The organism is Actinosynnema sp. NPDC049800 (assembly GCF_040656635.1).
Classification (GTDB): domain Bacteria; phylum Actinomycetota; class Actinomycetes; order Mycobacteriales; family Pseudonocardiaceae; genus Actinosynnema.
The window spans coordinates 44397-64398 of the sequence record NZ_JBFAMT010000031.1 but is presented as its reverse complement, the minus strand read 5'-3'; the positions used below and the strand labels follow the sequence as shown (position 1 = coordinate 64398).

Here is a 20002-nt window from a genome sequence, read left to right as displayed (position 1 = left end):
TCACGAGCGCCACCACCCGCCTACCGTTCGGTTCAGCCCTTGCTCACCGTGTCGAAGCGCTCGTCGGTCAGCGGGCTGGGCACGAGGCCCGAGATCTTGCTGCTGACCACGATCGCGGGCGGCGAGTGGGACACCGGGATCGCGGGCAGGTACTTGCTCATGAGGTCGCGGCTCACCTGCTTGTAGGCGTCCGCGTGCTTGTCCTGGTCGACCACGCCGTCGGCCGCGGCGATGGCGTCGAACATCGACTGGTCGCCGAAGCCGAACTCCTTCTTCTCCCGACCGAAGAAGGTGCCGACGAAGTTGCCGGCGTCGTTGTAGTCGCCGGTCCAGCCGAGCAGGTGCAGGTCGTGCTTGCCGAGCTTCTGCACGTCGTCCTTGTAGCCGCCGTTCCACGGGCGGGAGACGATCTCGGCGTTGATGCCCGCGGCCTTCAGGTCGTCGACGATCACCGCCGCGATCTCGGACGGGTTCGGCATGTACGGCCGGCTGACCTCGGTGGGCACGTAGAACTTCAGGCTCAGGTTCGACACGCCGGCCTGCGTGAGCAGGTCCTTGGCCTTGGCCACGTCGTGCGGGTACTGCTGCACGTCCTCGGCGTAGCCCGCGACGGTCTTCGGCATGAACTGCGTCGCCACCTCGGCGCCCAGCGGCAGCTTGGTCTTGACCAGCTGCTCGCGGTTGACGGCGTAGGCGATGGCCTGGCGGACCCGCAGGTCCTTCAGCGCCGGGTTGTTCGCGCCGTTGATGCCCAGGTAGAGGATGTTGAACGCGGGCCGCGGCGTGACGTTGAAGCCGTCGGTCTTCAGCGAGTTGTAGTCCGCCGGGCTCGGGAAGTCGTAGCCGTCGATCGTGCCGGCCTTGAGTTCCTGCTTGCGCGCGTTCTCATCGGGGATGATCTTGAAGATCAGCTTGTCGAGCTTGGCCTTCTCGCCCCAGTAGTCGTCGTTGCGGACCAGGGTGATGGTCTTGTTGGCCTTGTCGAACTTCTCCAGCTTGAACGCGCCGGTACCGGTCGGGTGCTCGGTCGCGTAAGCCGGATAGGTGAACGAGTCACCCGACTGCACGACGTTGTCCGCGTCGTACTTCTTCAGCGCCTCGGGGCTGGAGATGGACAGCGCGGTCAAACCGAAGGCGGCCGGGAAGGCGCCCTTGTACTTGTTGAGGTTCAGCACGGCGGTGTGCTCGTCCTTGGCCTCGCAGGACTTGTAGACCGGCTCGCCCGCCGCGTCGCCCTCGTTCTTGGCGAAGCCCTCGAACACGTCGCCGTAGTAGATCATCTGGCTCTGGGCGGCGGCGCCCTTCATGTTGAACCAGCGGTCCATGTTGAAGCAGACGGCCGCGGCGTCGAACGCCGTGCCGTCGTGGAACTTGACGCCCTTGCGCAGGTCGAACGTCCACGACTTGCCGTCTTCGCTGGGCGTCCACTTCTCCGCGAGACCCGGCGCGAGGTCGGCGGTGCCCCGCTTGTAGGTGACCAGCGTGTCGAACATCTGGCGGATGGGGCGGAAGCTCTCGCCGTCGTCGTTGAAGATCGGGTCGAAGTTCTTGGGCTCGCCCGCGGCGCCGAAGACCATCGTGCCGCCGACCTTGCCGGACCCCGAGTCGTCGCCGCGCTCGGATTGGGCACAGGCCGACAGTGCCAGGGCCGCGACGCCGGTCAGGCCGATCGCGGCCAACCATCGGCGCCGGGCCGTTCGAGATTGAAGCATTTGACACACCCCTAGGGAAATCCGGGATCTCACGGTGTGGTCACGGACCCTAACCGGTCACCACAACCCTTCCGACTCGTCCGAGGTCACGATCCGGCCACGTGAATCAGCATTAACACACGTCCCGCGCACCTTCGCTGACCCAAAGTGACCACGTCGGATCGGGCAAACACCCTCCTACGCTGTACAACGGACAACAGAAACCCGCACACGCGCGGAGGGAGGTCGCTGGTGAGCCCTGTGGTCGAGTTCCGCGTCCTCGGCCCGTTGCAGGTGCTGGTCGACGGCGAGCAGGTCGTGGTGCGGGCGGGCCGGCAGAGGTCCCTGCTTGTGTCTCTTCTCATGCGCGCCGGCGCCGGCGTCTCGGTCGACGAGCTCGCGGAGCACATCTGGGGCGCCGACCCTCCCGCGCGGGCCCGGGGCACGCTGCAGACCTACGTGATGAGACTTCGGCAGGTGCTCGGACCGGCGGTGCCGATCCGGACCGTGCCCGACGGCTACCTGATCGACGTCGACGAGCGCACCATCGACGTGATGCGGTTCGAGCAGCTCGTCGAGGAGGGCGAGCGGGAGCGGGCCGCGGGCAGGCTGGAGTCGGCGTCGGCGATCTTCACCGCGGCGCTGGCGCTGTGGCGCGGGCCCGCGATGGTGGACGTGCCGTCGGAGGTGCTGCACCGCGACGAGGTGCCGCGCCTGGGTGAACGGCGGCTGCACGTCGAGGAACGCCGGGTCGAGGTCGACCTCGAGCTGGGCCGCCACGCCGAGCTGATCCCCGAGCTGTCCCGGCTGACCAGCGAGCACCCGCTGCGGGAGCGGCTGTGGGCGCAGCTGATGGTCGCGCTGTACCGGTCCGGGCGGCAGGCCGACGCGCTCGGCGCGTACCGGCGGGTCAGCGGGCTGCTGGCCGAGCAGCTCGGCATCGACCCCGGCGACGAGCTGCGGCGCGTGCACCAGCAGGTGCTCGGCGGTTCGTCGTCGCTCGACCTGGGGCAGAACGCGCCCGCCGCGCGGCGCGACCGGGTGGTGCCCTCGCAGCTGCCCGCCGACATCGGCGACTTCGTGGGCCGTGAGCAGGCCGTTCAGCTGATCGAGGCGTTGCTGCGGACCGCGCAGGGCGTGCCCGTGGTCACGCTGGCCGGGCCGCCGGGCGTCGGCAAGACGGCGCTGGCCGTGCACACGGCGCACAAGATGCGGCACTGCTTCCCCGACGGGCAGCTGTACGTCAACCTGCGCGGTTACGCCCAGGGCCCGCCGTTGAGCGCGGTGGACGTGCTGCCGCGGTTCCTGCGCGCGCAGGGCGTGCCGCCCGAGTCCGTGCCGCTCGACCAGGACGAGCAGGAGGCGATGTTCCGGTCGCGGCTGACCGACCAGCAGGTGCTGCTGGTGCTGGACAACGCGGCCAACGCCGAGCAGATCCGGCCGCTGCTGCCCGGCTCGCCGGGGTGCGCGGTGCTCGTGACCAGCCGCGACACGCTGCGCGGGCTGGCGGTCAGCCACGCCGCGTCCAACGTGCGGCTCGACGTGCTCGACCGGTCCGAGACGCGGGCGCTGCTGGCCGGGATGCTCGGCGACGACGTGGTGGCGTCGCAGTCCGCGGCGGCCGACGAGCTGGCCGAGCTGTGCGCGCACCTGCCGCTGGCGCTGCGGATCGCGGCGGCGAACCTGCTGTCCCGGCCGGAGATCACCATCGCGTCCTACGTGGAGGAGCTGCGTGCGGGCAACCGGCTCGCGGCGCTGGCCGTGGAGGGTGACGAGCGGGCGGCCGTGCACGCGGCGTTCGACCTGTCGTACACGGCGCTGAAGCCGGAGCTGGCGTCGCTGTTCCGGCTGCTGTCGCTGGCGCCGGGCGACATCACGCCGGACGTGGCGGCGGCGTTGGGCGGGCTGACCACGCAGGACGCGCGGCGGCGGCTCGACCGGCTGGCCACGGCGAACCTCGTGGACAACCACGCGCCCGGCCGCTACCAGTTCCACGACCTGCTGCGGGACTACGCGACCGAGCGGCGCGGGATCGAGGACGACCCGGAGGAGAGCGCGCAGGCGTCGCGGCGGCTGCTGGACTGGTCGATCCGATCGGTGGACAACGCCACGGACGCGTTCAAGAGCACCTTGCTGCGGCTGCCGCGCACCGACGTCGTGCCGGGCGTGACACCGCGCCTGTTCTCCACCTCGGCGGAGGCCCTGGCCTGGCTGGACGCCGAGCGCGGCAACCTGGTCGGGCTCGTCGTGCACGCCGCCGACCGCCAGCCCGACGGCGACGTGTGGCAGCTGGCCGACGCGCTGCGGCGGTACTTCTACACGATCGGGTTGCCGGTGGAGTGGCTGGCGACCGCGAAGGCCGGCCTGTCGGTCGCGCAGTCCTCCCAGGACGCCCTCGGCGAGGTGGCGATGCTGTCGTCGCTCGGCACGCTGTACTGGGCGATCGGGCAGCACCGGGTGGCCGTCGACTACTTCCGGCGCGCGATCCCGATCCAGCAGCGCACCGGCGCCGCGCCCGCCGTCGAGGCCGCCGTGCTGGCGAACCTCGGCGCGGTCTGCATCGACATCGGCGACCTGGAGCAGGCCGCCGAGCACCTGGAGCGCGCGCTCGTGATCACGCGGGCCATCGGCGCGTTGCAGCAGGAGGGCATCGCCCAGCTCAACCTCGGCGGGGTCTACATGCAGCTCGGTCAGCTGGACCGGGCGGTGTCGTCGTTCGAGGGCGCGCTGGACGTCGGCAACCGGCTCGGCGCGTGGATGACGCAGGCCGACAGCCACCGCGCGCTGGCCGAGGTGCACCTGTTCCTGGGTCAGCCGCAACGTGCCGCCGAGCTGTACCAGCGGTGCGGCGAGCTGTACGAACGGGCCGGCGCGCGTGGGTTCGCCCACTTCTCGCACGAGGGCCTGGCGCTGGCGCACGTGATGAGGGGCCAGTGGGCCGACGCCGCGCGCGAGGCCGGGCGGGCGGTGGCCATCGCGGAGGAGCTGGGCAACCTGAAGGGGTTGTGCGACGCGAAGAACGCCCTCGGTGAGGCGTTGTGCGGGTTGGGCAGGCTGGAGGAGGCCGTCGAGCACACGACGGAGGCGCTGCGGATCGCCGAGGAGACGGGCTACCCGCTGGGCATCTGCGCGGCGCGGCGGAGCCTGGCGCTGACCCACCACGCGGCGGGCCGGCTGGACGAGGCGCGCTACTCGGCGAGCCAGGCGCTGGACAGCGCCGTCCGGTACCGACTGCGGATCGCCGAAGTGGACGTGCTGGCCGTGCTCGGGCGGATCAGGCTCGACCAGGGTGACGCGGCGCAGGCGCTGGACCTGGCGCTGCGGTGCCTGGAGCTGAGCGGGACCACGGGGCAGCGGTGCGTGCACGCGCGGGCCGCCCACCTGGCAGGCGACGTCCTGGCCACCACCGGCGCCGACGCCGAGGCGCGCCGGCAGTGGCGAACGGCACTGGAGTGGTTCACCGCGATCGGATCGCCGGACGCGGACGTGGTGCGGGCCTCGCTCGACGGGTGACCCGGCCGACGTGTCGGTGCGGCTTCGGGCTGGGCGCGGCTTCGGACCGGTGCGGCTCGGTCGGGCGCGGCTTCGGTCGGTGCGGGCCTGGTCAGGCGCGGGTCCGGTCGGGCATCGGCACGGTCGGGCGCGGGCTCGGGCAGGCGCGGCTTCACCCGGGCGTGGGGCCGGTCAGTCGGGTGTGACGATCCGGTCGGCGCGGGACTTCGTGGCGTCCACGGCGAACCAGCCGCGTTCGAACGCCTGCCAGCGCCGCAGGTGCGCGCGGCTCGCCTCGCCGTCCCGCTCGACGGCCCGGCGCAGCCGCTCCTCCGGGTCGGGCACCTCGACCCAGATCGCCTCGTCCAGCTCCCGCGCGATCGAACGCCGGGCCGCCGAGACACCCTCGATGACCAGCACCTCCGGCACCGGCACGTGCACCACGTCGCCGAGGCGCGGCACGCCGCCGGTCCACTCCATGCGCCGGTAGCGGGCCTCGCGGCCGTGCCGGAGCGGGTCGAGGACCTCGGTGACCAGGCGCGGCCACCACGACACCGGGTCGGTCCAGGTGGCGAAGTGGTCGGTCGGCACCACGGTCGCGCCCAGCTCCGACGCCAGGCGCGCCGCGAACGTCGACTTGCCCGAGCCCGAGGGCCCGTCCACCGCGACGAGCCTCACATGCTGCGCCGGCCGGACAGGGCCCGGCCGAGGGTGAGCTCGTCGGCGAACTCCAGGTCACCGCCCATCGGCAGGCCCGACGCGAGCCTGGTGACGGTGAGGCCCGGGAAGTCGCGCAGCATCCGCACGAGGTACGTCGCGGTCGCCTCGCCCTCCGTGTTCGGGTCCGTGGCGATGATGATCTCCGACACGTCCGTGCCGATCCGGGTGAGCAGCTGCCTGATCCGCAGCTGGTCCGGCCCGACACCCGACAACGGGTCGAGCGCCCCGCCCAGGACGTGGTAGCGGCCCTTGAACTCGCGGGTCCGCTCGACCGCCAGGACGTCCTTCGGCTCCTCCACCACGCAGATCAGGGTCAGGTCGCGGCGCGGGTCGCGACAGATGCGGCAGGTCGCCTCGGCCGAGACGTTGCCGCACACGTCGCAGAACACCACGCCGTCCTTGACCTTCTGCAACGCGTCCTGGAGCCGGCCGATGTCGGCCGGGTCCGCGGCGAGCAGGTGGAAGGCGATGCGCTGCGCGCTCTTCGGACCGACGCCCGGCAGCCTGCCGAGCTCGTCGATCAAGTCCTGGACGGGCCCCTCGTACATCAGCCGAACAGCTTCCCGAGACCGCCGAGGTCGTCCATCCCGCCCATGCCGCTGGCGAGCGGGCCCATCTTCTGGGCCGCCAGCTCCTGGGCGGCGCGGTTGGCGTCGCGCACGGCGGCGACGACCAGGTCGGACAGCGTCTCGACGTCGTCCGGGTCGACCGCCTTCGGGTCGATGTCCAGGCTCTTGAGCTCGCCGCCGCCGGACACGACGGCGGTGACCAGACCGCCGCCGGCGGTGCCGGTGACCTCGGCCTCGGCCAGCTCCTGCTGGGCTTCAGCGAGCTGCTGCTGCATCTTCTGCGCCTGCTGGAGGATTTGCTGCATGTTGGGCCCACCGGGTTGCACCGCGGGTTCCTCTCTTCGGGGTCTGCCGCCGTTCACCAGCGTAGTCGCGTCGATCAGCCCTTCAACGGCCGAGCGCCAAGCTCGTCGGCGAGGAGCTTGAGCACGACGGCCTCCGGGTCGAGCCGCTGGTCGTCCGCGTCGCCGGGCAGCGCGGCCTCGGCCAGCATCTCCTCCTCGTCCACCGGCTCCGGCGGGAGGGGCTCATCGGGCTCCGGCGGCTCGGGGGGCGGCGGCACGTCGTCGACCGGTGGTCGGCCGGACGGCGCCGGGCGGGACTCCGGCTGACGGGCCTGGCCGGGCTGCTGCGCCTGGCTCGGCCTGGTCACCGCCGGTCGCTGCGGCTTCTGCGCCGCCTGGCGGGCCGGGGCGGCGGCCGCGTCGCCGTGCACGCACCGCACCTGCCACGTGCCGCCGAGGACCTGCGCGAACGCGGCGGCGATGGCGTCGGCGTTGCGCGGCTCGGCGAGCCGGCGGGCCAGCGGCGCGGAGGTGTGGGTGAGCGTGACCGTGGTGCCGTCGACGTCGGCGACGGTGGCGTTGGTGAGCATCGCCTCCGTGCTGCGGCTCGTCCCGCGGACCACGCCCAACAGCTCCGACCAGCGCCGACGCACCTCGACCGCGTCGACACCGCCGGAGGGTGCCGCCGGTGCGGCTGCCTGGGCCGGCTGGGCGGCGGGTGAGTTGTCCGACGCGCCGGGGTGCGCGCTCTGCGGCACGGCGGCGTGCGGTGCGGCGGCCTGGGGTGCGTCGGCGTGCGGTGGCTGCGCGGCAGCCGGCGACGTGCCTCCAGCCGCGGCGGCGTGCGGCGCGGCGGCGTGCGGTGGCTGCGAGGTAGGCGACGTGCCCGGTGCGGCGGCGTGCGGAGCGGGCGCGGTGCTCGGCCGGGCCTGCGGCGCGTCCGGCGGCTGCGCGGCGCGCTGGTCCACCTCCGGCGCGACGGGCGCGCTCTCGGCCGACCTCATCGCCGCCGACCGCAGCACCGGCGGGGTGGGCAGTCCAGGGGGCGCGGCCGGCGGCGCGGCAGCGGCCGGAGGCGCGGTCTCGGCGGGCCTGGCGACGGGCGGCGCGGCGGGCTCGGCCGCGCGCTGCGAGGGGCGCTGGAAGCGGGTCTCCACGGGCCCCGCCGGTGCGCCGCCCGCCGGCGGGCCGTGGCGCTCCAGCTGTTCGACGCGTTGCAGCAGGCCCGACTCGACGTCGCCGACCGATGGCAGGAGCATCCGCGCCGTCACGAGTTCGAGCAGCAGGCGGGGCGCGGTCGAGCCGCGCATCTCGGTCAACCCCTGGTGCAGGATTTCCGCCCAACGGGTGACCGTCGCGGGCCGGGTCGCGTCGCGTTGCGCGATCATCTTGGCCAGCTCGTCGTCCGGCGCGGACACCAGGCCGCGGTCCGCCGCGTCCGGCACGGCGTGCAGCAGCACCAGGTCGCGCAGCCGGTCGAGCAGGTCGGACGCGAACCGGCGCGGGTCGTGCCCGGCCTCGACCAGGCGGTCGACGGTGCCGAACACCGCCGAACCGTCGCCGTTCGCCAGGCCGTCCACCACGTCGTCGATCAACGCCACGTCGGTCACGCCGAGCAGCGCGATCGCCCGGTCGTAGCGCACCCCTTCGGGGCCCGCGCCGGACAGCAGCTGGTCCATCACCGACTGCGTGTCCCGCGCCGACCCACCGCCCGCGCGGATCACCAGCGGGAACACCGACGGGTCGACTGTGACGCCCTCGGCCGCGCAGTTGCGCTCCAGCAGCGCCCGCATCGAGCTCGGCGGGATCAGCCGGAACGGGTAGTGGTGCGTGCGCGAGCGGATGGTGGGCAGCACCTTGTCCGGCTCGGTGGTGGCGAAGATGAAGATCAGGTGCTCGGGCGGCTCCTCCACGATCTTCAGCAGGGCGTTGAAGCCCTGCGTGGTGACCATGTGCGCCTCGTCGATGATGAACACCCGGTACCGCGACTCGGCCGGCGCGTAGAACGCCTTGTCCCGCAGCTCGCGCGCGTCGTCCACGCCGCCGTGGCTCGCCGCGTCCAGCTCGACCACGTCCACGGTGCCCGGACCGTTGGGCGCCAGGCCGACGCACGAGTTGCACTCGCCGCACGGGTCGGGCGTCGGGCCCTGCACGCAGTTCAGCGAGCGCGCCATGATGCGGGCGCTGGACGTCTTGCCGCACCCGCGCGGCCCCGAGAACAGGTACGCGTGGTTGACCCGACCGGCCGCCAGGGCGGTGCGCAGCGGTTCGGTGACGTGCTCCTGGCCGACGACCTCGCCGAAGGTCGCCGGACGGTACTTGCGGTAGAGGGCGAGCGCCACGTCGGGGACCTTACCGGGAGGGTCCGACAAAGAAAGGGGACCCCGTGCACCCACCAGAGCCCGCTTATCCTTGCTGCCTTCCGGCCCTGGGGAGGTTCGCGAGATATGTGCCGCACGAGGTCCGCCACCAGTGTAGCCGGTCGCCCCACTGGCTCTGTCCCCACCCACTCCGGGCACGGGAAGATTTCACCGGTTAGTGGCACTACCCGGTGAAGGAGGAACCAGATGAGGGCTCTCGTCCTCGCGTGCGCCGCCCTGGTGCTCGGCGCCACCACCGCCGCGGCCGACCCCGTGCCGCCGCGGCACGCCATCGTCATCTGCCAGACCGCGAGCTTCTACGGCAACTACGACCACGCGGTCGGCCCGGTCGAGTTCAAGCGGACGCTGACCTACGGCAACAAGATCGGTCACACGCCCGGCGCCCACCCCGTCTACAACGGGTGGGCGGCGAGCATGGACTTCGGCCCCAACGACTGGGGCTACCTCCGGATCGAGTGCATCGGGGGCTACGACTCGTGGTGAGAGCAGCAGCAGTCCTGGCGACCGCCGTCGCGCTCGTCGCCACCGCGTCGCCCGCCCAAGCCGCCAACGGCACGGTCGGCGAGCGCGAGACCGTGTGCGCCAACGACCTCTACGTCCGCACCGCACCCGACGACGGCCCGTGGATGGGCACCCTCTACCGCGGCCAGACCTTCCTGGTGAAGGGCCCGAAGTCCGGCAACTACATCTACGGCTTCGCCTACGGGCACATCAACGCGCACGGCTGGGTGGCCGACGGCTGGTTCTGCTAGCCGAGGGCGGCCGCGAACAGCGGCACGGCGTGCTCCAGCGCGTAGGCCATGCCGAGCGACGAGCCGCTGGAGAAGGCGTTGACCAGGTTCTCGTCCTCCAGGATCAACGCCTTCTCCGGCACCAGCGGGTTGGCCTTGAGGGCGGTCGCGTCGCCGCCGATGGGGAACAGCACGCTCAGGTCGGCGGTCAGCAGGTCCAGCCGCTCGGTGGAGATGTCGACGTAGAACGTGCCGGAGGCGAGGGCCTCGACGTCCTCGCGGAGGGTGAAGCCGAGCGCTTTCATGAAGTCCGCGCGCGGGTCGCCGGAGACGTACGCGCCGAACTTGCCGTCGAAGTACGCGCCGACCACGGCGGTCCGGCCGTCGAACTTCTCGTTCGCGGCGAACTTCGCGTCCAGGTCGGCGATGACCTCCGCGCCCTCGGACACCTTGCCCAGGGCCTTCGCGACCAGCTCGACCTGCTGCCGCCACGACGTGCCGTAGGGGATGACGTCCTTCGGCGCGCCGATGGTGGGCGCGATCTTGGACAGCGTCTCGTGCTTCTTCTCGTCGTTGTCCGACCGGGTGTTGAGGATGAGGTCGGGCTGGAGCGCGGCGACGGCCTCGTAGTCGATCTCGGTGGTGCCCAGCAGCGTCGGCGCCTGCTCGTAGAGCCCTTCGGCCCACGGCCCGACGCCCTTGCCGCCGAACGCCAGCCAGTCGCTCGCCCCGACCGGCCGCACGCCGAGCGCGAGGGCGGTCTCGGCGTCCGACCAGCCCAGCGCGACGACCCGCTTCGGCGGCTCGGCGATCGTCACGGGACCGAACCGGGTGTCGACCGTCACGCCGGACGAGGTGGGCTCGGCGCCACCACCGCCTCCCCCGCAGGCCGCCAGGAGCAGAGCCGACAGCACGACCACCAGACCACGCTTCATTAGGCAAGGCTACCCGAACCTATCAGCGGCCGATGCATCCGACCACCCGTTTTGGGGGACGCCCGGACCCTCCGTTAGACTCCGCCACGGAGGATTCGCATAGTGGCCTAGTGCGCACGACTGGAAATCGTGTTGGGTTAACCCCCTCACGGGTTCAAATCCCGTATCCTCCGCAGGTCAGGGCCCCGGAACCGTCAGGTGACCGGGGCCCTGTCGTTCAAGGGTCTCAGTTCGGGGCTCAGTACCCACATGACCCGACCTCGATGGCCGCACGGGAACCGTGCCCGCGTATCACCCGATACGGGGTCATACAACCCTTCACACGTGAGCTACGACACAAATCGCGTCGAACAGCCGTGTGTTACCTCACAGGCCGAACCCTGTAGATGCAGGTCACAGCCGCGTCACGGTGCGCCACACCGTGACGGCGTGTGTGTCCGACTTGATTGCCCCGATAGAGCCCGTAGTCTCTCCCCATCGCACATCTGATCGACCCCTACCGGAGCTAGCTCGGTAGGGCCCCCTACCGAGTGTCACCACGGGTTCCTAGAACCCACGGACACCCGGAGGACCGCTCAGATGGGCGACGAACAAGCGAAGAGCGAGAAGAAGTGTTCGCACTGCGGGGCCGGGACGCACGAAGAGCGCCTGGACCGCCCGCAGGCGGTGCAGACGCTCCTCTTCGCGCTCGTCAGGATCTTGCTGTGGTTCGGCCTCGACAGCTAGGGCCACAGTAGATCCGCTGGTCAGGCCCAGAGTGACAGCTCTGGGCCTGTCCTTTCTTACACGCGGGACAGTCTCACCAGACAGGTCCAACTAGTCAATATTCATAAGCCATTTCACCCCCCTGGGACGGGGGGTACAGCCGGTTGCCACTGGTCAACCATGTGACCGGCGTCACATGTGAGCGCCGCTACACGCCCTTGCGCAGATCATCAGGCTGTCACCGTTACCCAGCTTAGGTGAAGCTAACTTGCGCCGCCGCTCGGCCAACTCCCGTCCGGAGATCACACCGGAACCAGGACACCGGGAGGGCCGTCGTCATCGTCGTCAGCCAGTCCCTCGGTGAGCCGCTGACGCCAGCTCTCGGGCAGCGCGGCAGCGAGCGTGAGCACTGCGGCCCGTTGCTCGTCGGTCAACTCTTCTGCTCCGCCCTCTGAGCCGTCCACTGCGGTCGGCGCGGCCCACATCAGCTTGCCTACCTGAGCGGCGATGTCGTCGGTGAGTTCGTGCGGAATGTGGAGGTACCGCGTCAACATCGCGTGCTCAGACCAGCCCATCACGCTCATGATTGCCCGTGGTGGCACTTTAAGCACCAACAGCATGGTTGCGGCGGTGTGTCTGGCATCGTGCAACACCGGGCCGACCTGAGGCGTCTTATCCAGTGATCGACTGATTACTGGGAGGACACGGACATGAGGATCGTCAACACGGCCGTCGCCGTGGCACTGGCCGGATCGGGCCTGCTCGCCGGCGGCGCCGTGGCACTGGCCCAGCCCGCGGGCGAGGCCGACGCGAGCGCCGGGCCGAGCTACCGCGCCACGACCTGGCACAACGTCAACGTCCGCATCTGCCCGTCGACGGCGTGCCTGCCGGCGGCGGGCGGGCAGATCCTCGAGGGCAGGACGGTGGGGGTCTACTGCTGGGTGCACGGCCAGTCGGTTACGGATTTCGGCTACACCAACGACGTCTGGCTGAACGTCGGCAGGCAGGACGGCGGCACCCAGTGGTCCAGCGCCATCTACTTCGTCGGGGACGAGTTCGCCAACCTGCCGAAGGAGGCCGAGTGCACCGACGCGCCCAAGCCGCCGACCACCACGCCCGTCCCCACCACCACCACTAGGCCCGCTCCCACCACCACGGGCGTCCCCACCACGTCACCCGGGCCGACGGTGACCACCACGGTCCGGCCGACCGTGACGACCTCGCCCCAGCCGACCGTGACCACGACGGCGCGGCCCACCGTGACCACGTCGCCCCAGCCGACCGTCACCACCACGGCCCGACCCACGATCACCACCACGTCCGGCCGGTAACCCGGTCGGCGACACGAGAACGGGCCCCTCGGACGTGGTGTCCGAGGGGCCCGTCCGCTGCTCCGGGCTAGGACCTGGGCAGGTGCTCGGCGATGTCCTCCAGCAGGAACACCCACTGGTCGACGTGGGCGTTGCCGGTGCTCGGGCGCAGCTTCACGACCTGCGGGTCGTGGTCGCTGGCCTGGTCGGCGAACTCCGCGTTGATGTGCACGACGTCGTAGCGGTAGCGGGTGATGTTCGCGCTGATCAGGATGTGGTCGAGGGTCTGCGAGTTGCCCTCGAACACGTAGCTGTACCGCTCGGCCGCGGGCAGGGTGTCCATCAGGGCCACCACGTCGCCCTTGCCGGTCAGGGTCCCGACCGCCGGGGAGAACTGGTAGTCGTTGATGTCACCCGCGAGGACCACGTTGGCGCCCTTGTCGACCGCCTTGACCTGGTCCACGAAACCGCGCAGCAGCGCAGCCTGCTGAGCGCGCTGCACCTCCGAGCTGCGCACGGGCTCCTGGTAGCGGCCGTGCATGGCCTGGTCGCCGCCCTTGGAGTTGAAGTGGTTCGCGACCACGATCACCGTGCGACCGCGGAACTTGAACTCGCCGGCCAGCGGCTTGCGGCTGCTGTTCCACGCCGGGTCGGCGGGCGCGACGCGGCCCGGCGACACCGACAGCGCGGCGCGGCCGTGCTGCTTGACGACGGACACCGGCGTGGTGGCGTCGCCGCCCGGGCGGTCCACGAAGGACACCCGGGCCGGGTTGAACAGGAACGCCACCCGGATGTTGCCGCCCGGCTCGCCGCCGTCGGCCTTGTTCGCCGGGTCGATCTGGCGCCACTGGTAGCGCGGGCCGCCCGCGGCCACGATGGCGTCGGTGAACTTGGCGAACGTCGCGTCCGCCGCCACCGTGCCGTCGTCGGTCGCGCCGTTGTTGTCCTGGATCTCCTCCAGCACCACGACGTCCGGGTTCTTCAGGTTGCCGACCACGGCCGCGGCGAGGCGGTCGAACTTGGCCTGGTCGTTGGTGGCGGCCAGGTTCTCCACGTTGTACGTGGCCACCGACAGCTCGGCGGCGCGCTGCGCGTCCGTGACCTCCGGCGTGATGCCGCCCGGGACGTGCTCGCCGACCGACTTCGTGGCCAGGGTGTAGCCGCCGAAGTTGGTGTACTCGACGTTGCCGACGGTCGCGCCGCGCCAGACGTCGCCGACGTTGCTCGTCTGCGGCGCCGCCGCGCCCGGCTTGACCTTGATCCGGCCGCTGTTGGGCTGGTCGTAGCCGAGGTAGATCGTGCCGCCGCGGGCGGTCGGGTTCTGGGTCGGGTTGGTGGTGATCCACGTCTCGCCGAAGCTGTTCGTGGGTCCGACCACGCGGGCGTCGTCCACCTTGACGTACATGCCCTCGCGGGACTCGTAGTAGTCCTGGCCGTAGGTCGCCGGGTCGAGCGGGAGGGCCTCGATGCTGCCGCCGTTCGCGGTGGGCAGGTAGCCCGCCGGCGGGTTCAGGGCCTCCGGGGTCGGCAGGGCGTTGCCCTTGGACTTCACCGTGACCGTGGCGCCGGTGATCTCGGTGAGCGTCTGGTTGGAGTTGCTCGCCGCGTCACCGCCCGGCCGGTACTCGGCGACGGTGCCGGAGACCAGCACCTCGTCGCCGGGCTCGACGGTCGGGGCCAGGGCCGCGGTGTAGACGAACACGCCCTCGCTGGTGCGCGGGTCGTTGTCCGGCGCGGTGTCCTGGAGCCAGAAGCCGCGGTCGCCGGTGGCGCGCGTCGCGGTGACGACGCCGGGCACGCCGGCGACCTTCTGCCCGAGCAGCGGTGAGATGCGGGTCGTGCCCTGGATGTCGCGGACGCGCTTGTCGCCCGGCTCGGGCTCCGGGTCGGGGTCGGGGTTGCCGGGGCCCTGGCCCTTGGAGTTGACCGGGGTCGGCGCGCCGATGGTGAAGTCGGCGGAGTTGTTGTCGGTGTCGGTCAACGCGGGGCGGGCGGCCGAGGTGGCGTTGCCCGGGTTCGCGGTCGGGGTGGTCTCGCGGACCACGGTCGACGAGCCGTAGCCGACCAGGTCGCGCACGCGTGCGTCGGCGGCGCAGTCGGCGGCGGTCTTGCAGGTCAACGCGGAGGTCTCGGTGACCAGGGCGATCGTGCCGCCGGAGCCGCCCATCGCGATCGTGCCGGTGACGTCCGGTGCGGGCAGCTCCACCGTGCCGCCCGCGCCCTTGGCCTGCGCGACCAGGAACCGCCCGCCCGCGGCGATCGAGCCGGTCAGCGGGGTGACCTGCCACTGGCTGGACGCGCTCGCGCTCGCCGGGAGGTACTGCACGCTCCAGCCGTCGACGGCGACCGGCGCGGCGCCCGCGTTGGCCAGCTCGACGAAGTCCTGGGTCAGCGTGGCACCGGAGTTGCCGCCGCCGCCGTAGACCTCGGCGATCAGGGCGTCCTGGCTCGGGGCCGCGTGGATCGGCGTGGCGAGGGCGAACGTCACGGCCGAGGCGGCGGTGACCGCCAGTCCGACGCGGAGCGGGATAGGTCTCAACGGGTCCTCCGGTAGTTGGCGGCTGGGCGCATCCTCCCCGTATCGAGTGAACGGCGAAAGACACCGTCACTAACGGTTGACCATTACCCGACCTCGAACGTGTGTTCGAACGTAAGGTAGGGTCATGGCCGTGCCTGCCCGGTGGCCCTCCCAGCGCCGGCGCGGACGCGACACGCACAACAGGGGCGCCGGCCCGGACCTGACGAGGCCCGGATCGGCGCCCGTGCGCGTGGTCGGCCTGCCGGGCGGCCACCCTCGTCGCGGGCGGCACTAGCGGTCGACCGGGCCCGCGTACCGGTAGCGGTTCGGCTCGGTCGGGTGGGCCACCACCCGCACGACGTCCCCGACGCGCGGCACCGCGATCCGCGGCACGACGGCCACCACCTCGAACCCGCCCTCGATCTCGCCACGCACCGCGAGTCGCACGACGGGGTGCAGGCGGATCGCGTGCCCGGTGTCGCTGATCCGGTCGATCCGCACCCGGATGCCGACCGTCGACCGGTAGAGCGGGTGGGTCATCGGGTCGTCGGGGTCGGCCCACGCGTGCCACTGCTCGAACCCCTCGGCCAGGTCCGACCGCCCGACGTGCTCGACCAGCAGCCAACCCCGCTCGACCAGCGACGTGCTGAACCTCGTGATCGGCGACGCGGGTGCGACCAGGCTGATGGCGATGATCACGTACACCATCGCCTCGCCGTACCACCGGTCGTCAGCGCTGCCCGTGATCCCGTTCCACAGGTAGTAGCCGACCGACGCCGACACCAGGACCACCCCACCCCAGGTCGACACGCGCAGGAACCGCCTCATCGCCACTCCCCCTCCGACGTGCCGGAAGGAAACCGCGGGCGCCCGCCCTACCGATCACAGGTCGACCGGACCGGGCGTTCGAAGAGGGCGGCCAGGGGCCGTGAAACGTCAGAGCCCCGGCAACCATGATCGGTTGCCGGGGCTCTGAGCAGCGGTGGCGGTGGGATTTGAACCCACGGAGGCTTTCACCTCACACGCTTTCGAGGCGTGCTCCTTCGGCCGCTCGGACACGCCACCGCCGAGAACAATACAAGACCGCCGCGCTTGCACCCAACAGGGGGTGGTCGATCGGATCTGCGCTGGTCAGAGCGGCAGAGGGTCACAGGTCCGCGAAGAACGACTCCATCAGGGCGGCGCAGCGCTCGGCCAGGACACCGCCGACGACTTCCGGTCGGTGGTTCAGGCGGCGGTCGCGCACCACGTCCCACAGGGAGCCGACAGCGCCGGTCCGGGGTTCCCAGCAGCCGAAGACCACCCGGTCCACGCGGGCCAGGACCAGCGCGCCCGCGCACATCGTGCACGGCTCCACGGTCACCGCCAGGGTGCAGCCGGTGAGGCGCCAGCCGTCGCCGTAGGCCGCGGCGGCGGCGCGGAGGGCCAGGACCTCGGCGTGCGCGGTCGGGTCGCCCAGGGCTTCGCGGGCGTTGCAGGCGCGCGCCAGCTCGGCGCCGTCCGGTCCGTAGACGACCGCGCCGATGGGGATGTCGCCGGTCCCGGGCGCCTCGGCGGCGACCTCCAGGGCGGCTTCGACCATCGCCTCGTCGGACGCCTGGCTGATCACGCGATCACGCCTGGAGGCTGTCCAGCAGCTTGGTGAACTCGTCGCCGAACCCGCAGCGCTGCGCGATCATCTGCAGCTGCTCGTCCGGGTACAGGTCGACCTCGTCCACGATCACCTGCATCTCGTGCTCCGGCATGCCGAGGTCGGCGAGCACGGCGAGGTCGCCCTCGGGCCACAGCTCGTCGTCCTCCTCGTCCGGCGGGTCGACCCGGAGCAGGTCGAGGACGTCGGCGGCGATGTCGTAGTCGAGCGCGGCCGCGGCGTCGGACAGCAGGAGCGACACCCCACCCGGCACCGGGCGCAGGACGATGAAGAACTCGTCGTCCACCGCCAGCAGCCCGAAGACGGCACCCGTCGAGCGCAGTTGGCGCAGTTCCGTGATCGCCGCGTCGAGCTCGGACAGCGCCGAGCTGTCCATCTTGCTGCACCGCCAGCGGCCGTCTTCACGAACGACCGCGACAGCGAAGCCGTTGACCGGCTCCTGGTGTGCCATGTGCACACCGTAGGGCCACACCTCGGCACCCGGTAGCACGGGGGCCTCGGCCACGGGCACGGGGGGCCGACCGATGCCACTATCGAGGGATGAGCACAACTCTGCCGAACGCCAGGACGACCGCCCCCGAGCCCAGGTTCACCGGGCTGGTGGAAGCCGCCCGAGCCCTCCAGCCCAGGACAGTGGCGTTGCGACGGCAGGTGCACCGGCACCCCGAGCAGGGGTTGGACCTGCCCGCGACCCAGGCCGCGATCCAGCACGCGCTGTCCGGCCTGCCGGTCGAGGTGACCACCGGCGGATCCAGCAGCTCGGTCACCGCGGTGCTGCGCGGCGGCAAGCCCGGGCCGACCGTCCTGCTGCGCGGCGACATGGACGCGCTGCCGTTGCAGGAGGAGACGGGCCTGGCGTACGCCTCGGAGATCGACGGCTCCATGCACGCCTGCGGCCACGACACGCACGTCGCCATGCTCGCCTCCGCCGCACGCCTGCTCTCCTCACGTCGCGAGGCGCTGGCCGGTCAGGTCGTGTTCATGTTCCAGCCCGGCGAGGAGGGTCAGCACGGCGCTCGGCACATGCTCGACGAGGGCGTGCTCGACGCCGCGGGCACACCGGTGGAGAAAGCGTTCGCCCTGCACATCACCTCCACGCTCCAGTCGGGCGTCGTCGTCTGCCGCCCCGGGCCGACGATGGCCTCGGCGGACACCTTCCACATCACCGTCAAGGGCCGCGGCGGGCACGGCGGCATGCCGCACGACGCGATCGACCCGGTGCCGCCCGCCGCCGCCATGGTCGGCGCGCTGCAGACGATGGTCGCCAGGCGGGTCAGCGTGCACCACCCGGCCGTGGTCACCATCGGCCACATCACCGCGGGCACGACGACCAACATCATCCCGGAGACCGCGCTGGTCGAGGGCACCATCCGGACGCTCTCGGAGGACACCAGGGCCCTGGTGCACCGCGAGCTCCAGCAGGTCGTCACGCACGTGGCCGCCGCGCACGGCTGCACGGCCGAGGTCGAGATCGTCCCCGGCTACCCGGTCACGGTGAACGACGACGCGGTCGGCCCGCACGTCGTCGACATCACCGCGGCGGCCCTCGGCTCACGGTGGGCCTCCCCCATGGACGACCCGCTGATGGGCGCCGAGGACTTCTCGTACGTGCTGCAACGGGTGCCGGGCGCAATCGCCTTCCTGGGCGCCTGCCCGCGCGGGGTCGAACTGGACCGGGCGGAGCCGAACCACTCGAACCGGGTGCTCTTCGACGAGGCGGCCATGGAGCACGGAGTCGTCGTCTACACCGCGTTCGCGCTGGACGCCCTCCGGTAGGCCGGTCGGCGGCAGGACAAGTCGCGGTAGGACAGGTAGGACAGCCGTCGGCAGGGCGGTCGACGACAGAACAGTCGGCGGCACGGTGGTCGGCGGCGGAACGAACTGCGGCGGAAAGGACTGCGGTAGGCCGAAGGCGGACGTGAGGTGAGGTCGGGGCTGTGGTGGTCATGGCCTCGACTTTGCCGTCCGGCGCGGGGTGGTGCGATCGGTGATCGCCGATCTGTGGACAACTCCTGTCCTGTGGACAAGTAGGGGCTGCCGGTCCGCGCCGGCAGGATGAGCGCCGTGCGAAGCGTCTGCGTGGTCGGGCTCGGGTTGATCGGTGGTTCGGTGTTGCGCGCGGCAGCCGCCGCGGGGTGCGTGACCTGGGGCGCGACCGCTTCGACAGCCGACGCGGAGGCGGCCCGGCAGGACGGCTACGACGTGGTCGACCTCGCCGGGGCACTCGAACGCACGCGCGTACACGACGCGCTCGTCGTCGTGGCCGTTCCGCTGCCGGCTGTGGAAAAAGTGCTCCGCGCCCTCCCCGACGGCGTCCGGCTCACCGACGTGGTCAGCGTCAAGGGCCCGGTCGCCGACCTGGTCCGCCGCGTCGCCCCGCACGCCCGCTACGTCGGCGGCCACCCGATGGCCGGCACCTCCTCCTCGGGCTGGTCCGCGGGCCGCGCCGACCTCTTCCACGACGCCGCCTGGGTCGTCACCGCCGAGGACGACGCCGACCCGGACGTCCTCACCGACGTCATGGAACTGGCCTTCGCCGCAAAAGCGCACGTCGTGCCGACCACCGCCCTGGAGCACGACGCCGCGGTCGCCCGCATCTCCCACCTGCCGCACCTGCTCGCCGCCGTGCTGGCCAGCGTCGGCGCGGACGGCGGACCGCTCGCGCTCTCCCTGGCCGCGGGCTCGTTCGGCGACGGCACGCGCGTCGCGGGCAGCCGTCCCGAACTCGTCCGCGCCATGTGCGAGGGCAACCGCGGCGCGCTGCTCGACGCCGTGGACGACGCCCTGGGCCGGCTCGGCGCGGCCCGCGGCTCGCTCGCCTCGACCGGCGGCCTGGCCAAGACCATCGACGCCGGTCACGCCGCACGCGTGGCGTTGCAGAACCAGACCACGCGCACCGACCTGACCATCGACCTCACCGCGCCCGACGCCCTGCGCGCCCTGCGCGACCTGGGGTCACGCGGAGGCCGGGTCGTTGCGCTGAACGGCACAACCGCGCTCGCACGCACCCCATAA

The 20002-nt window shown here is 71.8% G+C and carries 18 protein-coding genes, 2 tRNA genes and 1 other RNA gene; 8 read left to right on the top strand and 13 right to left on the bottom strand.

From position 1 onward, the window contains the following. Positions 1–32: 32 nt before the first annotated feature. Complete coding sequence (locus AB0I91_RS28655; RefSeq protein WP_498781673.1) at positions 33–1712, bottom strand: ABC transporter substrate-binding protein; 1680 nt, start codon at positions 1710–1712, stop codon at positions 33–35. A 231-nt stretch (positions 1713–1943) separates the two neighbouring features. Between AB0I91_RS28655 and AB0I91_RS28650 the strand changes: the two genes are divergently transcribed. Next, positions 1944–5204: an AfsR/SARP family transcriptional regulator gene (locus tag AB0I91_RS28650; RefSeq protein WP_499639695.1), complete on the top strand. Its 3261-nt coding sequence runs from the start codon at positions 1944–1946 to the stop codon at positions 5202–5204. 171 nt (positions 5205–5375) lie between these two features. On the opposite strand, the gene AB0I91_RS28645 is transcribed toward AB0I91_RS28650, so the two are convergent. From AB0I91_RS28645 to ffs, 5 genes are all read right to left on the bottom strand, one after another. Continuing rightward, positions 5376–5846, bottom strand: coding sequence for a uridine kinase family protein (locus AB0I91_RS28645; protein ID WP_498781669.1), 471 nt, complete (start codon positions 5844–5846; stop codon positions 5376–5378). Between the two features lie 11 nt (positions 5847–5857). Next, entirely contained in the window at positions 5858–6451 is a 594-nt protein-coding gene (recR, locus tag AB0I91_RS28640; RefSeq protein WP_123744628.1) for a recombination mediator RecR, read from the bottom strand. After that, positions 6451–6777, bottom strand: a complete 327-nt coding sequence (locus tag AB0I91_RS28635) for a YbaB/EbfC family nucleoid-associated protein (RefSeq protein ID WP_053715665.1) — start codon at positions 6775–6777, stop codon at positions 6451–6453. The genes recR and AB0I91_RS28635 overlap by 1 nt, the downstream gene beginning before the upstream one ends. A gap of 74 nt (positions 6778–6851) precedes the next feature. Then, the gene (locus tag AB0I91_RS28630) at positions 6852–9098 is read right to left on the bottom strand and encodes a DNA polymerase III subunit gamma and tau (protein WP_499639693.1); all 2247 of its coding nucleotides are present in this window, start codon (positions 9096–9098) and stop codon (positions 6852–6854) included. 31 nt (positions 9099–9129) lie between these two features. Then, an RNA gene (gene ffs, locus AB0I91_RS28625) (signal recognition particle sRNA small type) lies at positions 9130–9224 on the bottom strand. 99 nt (positions 9225–9323) lie between these two features. Between ffs and AB0I91_RS28620 the strand changes: the two genes are divergently transcribed. Further along, positions 9324–9620 carry a hypothetical protein gene (locus tag AB0I91_RS28620; protein ID WP_498781666.1) on the top strand — a complete coding sequence of 99 codons (297 nt, stop codon included), beginning with the start codon at positions 9324–9326 and terminating at the stop codon, positions 9618–9620. Continuing rightward, entirely contained in the window at positions 9617–9889 is a 273-nt protein-coding gene (locus tag AB0I91_RS28615) for a hypothetical protein (RefSeq protein WP_499639690.1), read from the top strand. The genes AB0I91_RS28620 and AB0I91_RS28615 overlap by 4 nt, the downstream gene beginning before the upstream one ends. Here AB0I91_RS28615 and AB0I91_RS28610 read toward each other — a convergent pair. Beyond that, on the bottom strand, positions 9886–10803 hold the full coding sequence (locus AB0I91_RS28610) for an iron-siderophore ABC transporter substrate-binding protein (RefSeq protein ID WP_499639688.1): 918 nt from the start codon (positions 10801–10803) through the stop codon (positions 9886–9888). The two genes, AB0I91_RS28615 and AB0I91_RS28610, sit on opposite strands and share 4 nt — an antisense overlap. 88 nt (positions 10804–10891) lie before the next feature. On the opposite strand from AB0I91_RS28610, the gene AB0I91_RS28605 reads away from it, so the two are divergent. Both AB0I91_RS28605 and AB0I91_RS28600 read left to right on the top strand, forming a co-directional pair. Beyond that, positions 10892–10976, top strand: a tRNA-Ser gene (locus tag AB0I91_RS28605). Between the two features lie 406 nt (positions 10977–11382). Then, on the top strand, positions 11383–11529 hold the full coding sequence (locus AB0I91_RS28600; protein WP_499639686.1) for a hypothetical protein: 147 nt from the start codon (positions 11383–11385) through the stop codon (positions 11527–11529). 281 nt (positions 11530–11810) lie between these two features. Here the strand turns inward: AB0I91_RS28600 and AB0I91_RS28595 are convergent, their stop codons facing one another. Beyond that, positions 11811–12161 (bottom strand): tyrosine-type recombinase/integrase, encoded by a 351-nt coding sequence (locus tag AB0I91_RS28595; protein ID WP_499639684.1) that lies wholly within the window; start codon positions 12159–12161, stop codon positions 11811–11813. Positions 12162–12218: 57 nt separating this feature from the next. On the opposite strand from AB0I91_RS28595, the gene AB0I91_RS28590 reads away from it, so the two are divergent. Beyond that, the gene (locus AB0I91_RS28590; RefSeq protein ID WP_499639683.1) at positions 12219–12839 is read left to right on the top strand and encodes a hypothetical protein; all 621 of its coding nucleotides are present in this window, start codon (positions 12219–12221) and stop codon (positions 12837–12839) included. Between the two features lie 67 nt (positions 12840–12906). On the opposite strand, the gene AB0I91_RS28585 is transcribed toward AB0I91_RS28590, so the two are convergent. The 5 genes from AB0I91_RS28585 to AB0I91_RS28565 all read right to left on the bottom strand — a co-directional run bounded on the left by AB0I91_RS28585 (position 12907) and on the right by AB0I91_RS28565 (position 17438). After that, a complete protein-coding gene (locus tag AB0I91_RS28585) occupies positions 12907–15357 on the bottom strand; it encodes a DUF8508 domain-containing protein (protein WP_499639681.1) in 2451 nt (816 codons plus the stop codon). 270 nt (positions 15358–15627) lie between these two features. Continuing rightward, on the bottom strand, positions 15628–16164 hold the full coding sequence (locus AB0I91_RS28580) for a hypothetical protein (protein WP_499639679.1): 537 nt from the start codon (positions 16162–16164) through the stop codon (positions 15628–15630). Between the two features lie 152 nt (positions 16165–16316). Further along, positions 16317–16401 (bottom strand) — tRNA-Ser (locus tag AB0I91_RS28575). Positions 16402–16483: 82 nt separating this feature from the next. Further along, positions 16484–16918 (bottom strand): nucleoside deaminase, encoded by a 435-nt coding sequence (locus AB0I91_RS28570; RefSeq protein WP_230570133.1) that lies wholly within the window; start codon positions 16916–16918, stop codon positions 16484–16486. A gap of 31 nt (positions 16919–16949) precedes the next feature. Then, on the bottom strand, positions 16950–17438 hold the full coding sequence (locus AB0I91_RS28565; protein WP_498781644.1) for a tRNA adenosine deaminase-associated protein: 489 nt from the start codon (positions 17436–17438) through the stop codon (positions 16950–16952). Positions 17439–17527: 89 nt separating this feature from the next. Between AB0I91_RS28565 and AB0I91_RS28560 the strand changes: the two genes are divergently transcribed. Both AB0I91_RS28560 and AB0I91_RS28555 read left to right on the top strand, forming a co-directional pair. Continuing rightward, complete coding sequence (locus AB0I91_RS28560) at positions 17528–18763, top strand: M20 metallopeptidase family protein (protein ID WP_498781643.1); 1236 nt, start codon at positions 17528–17530, stop codon at positions 18761–18763. A gap of 288 nt (positions 18764–19051) precedes the next feature. After that, positions 19052–20002, top strand: a complete 951-nt coding sequence (locus tag AB0I91_RS28555; protein ID WP_499639677.1) for a prephenate dehydrogenase — start codon at positions 19052–19054, stop codon at positions 20000–20002.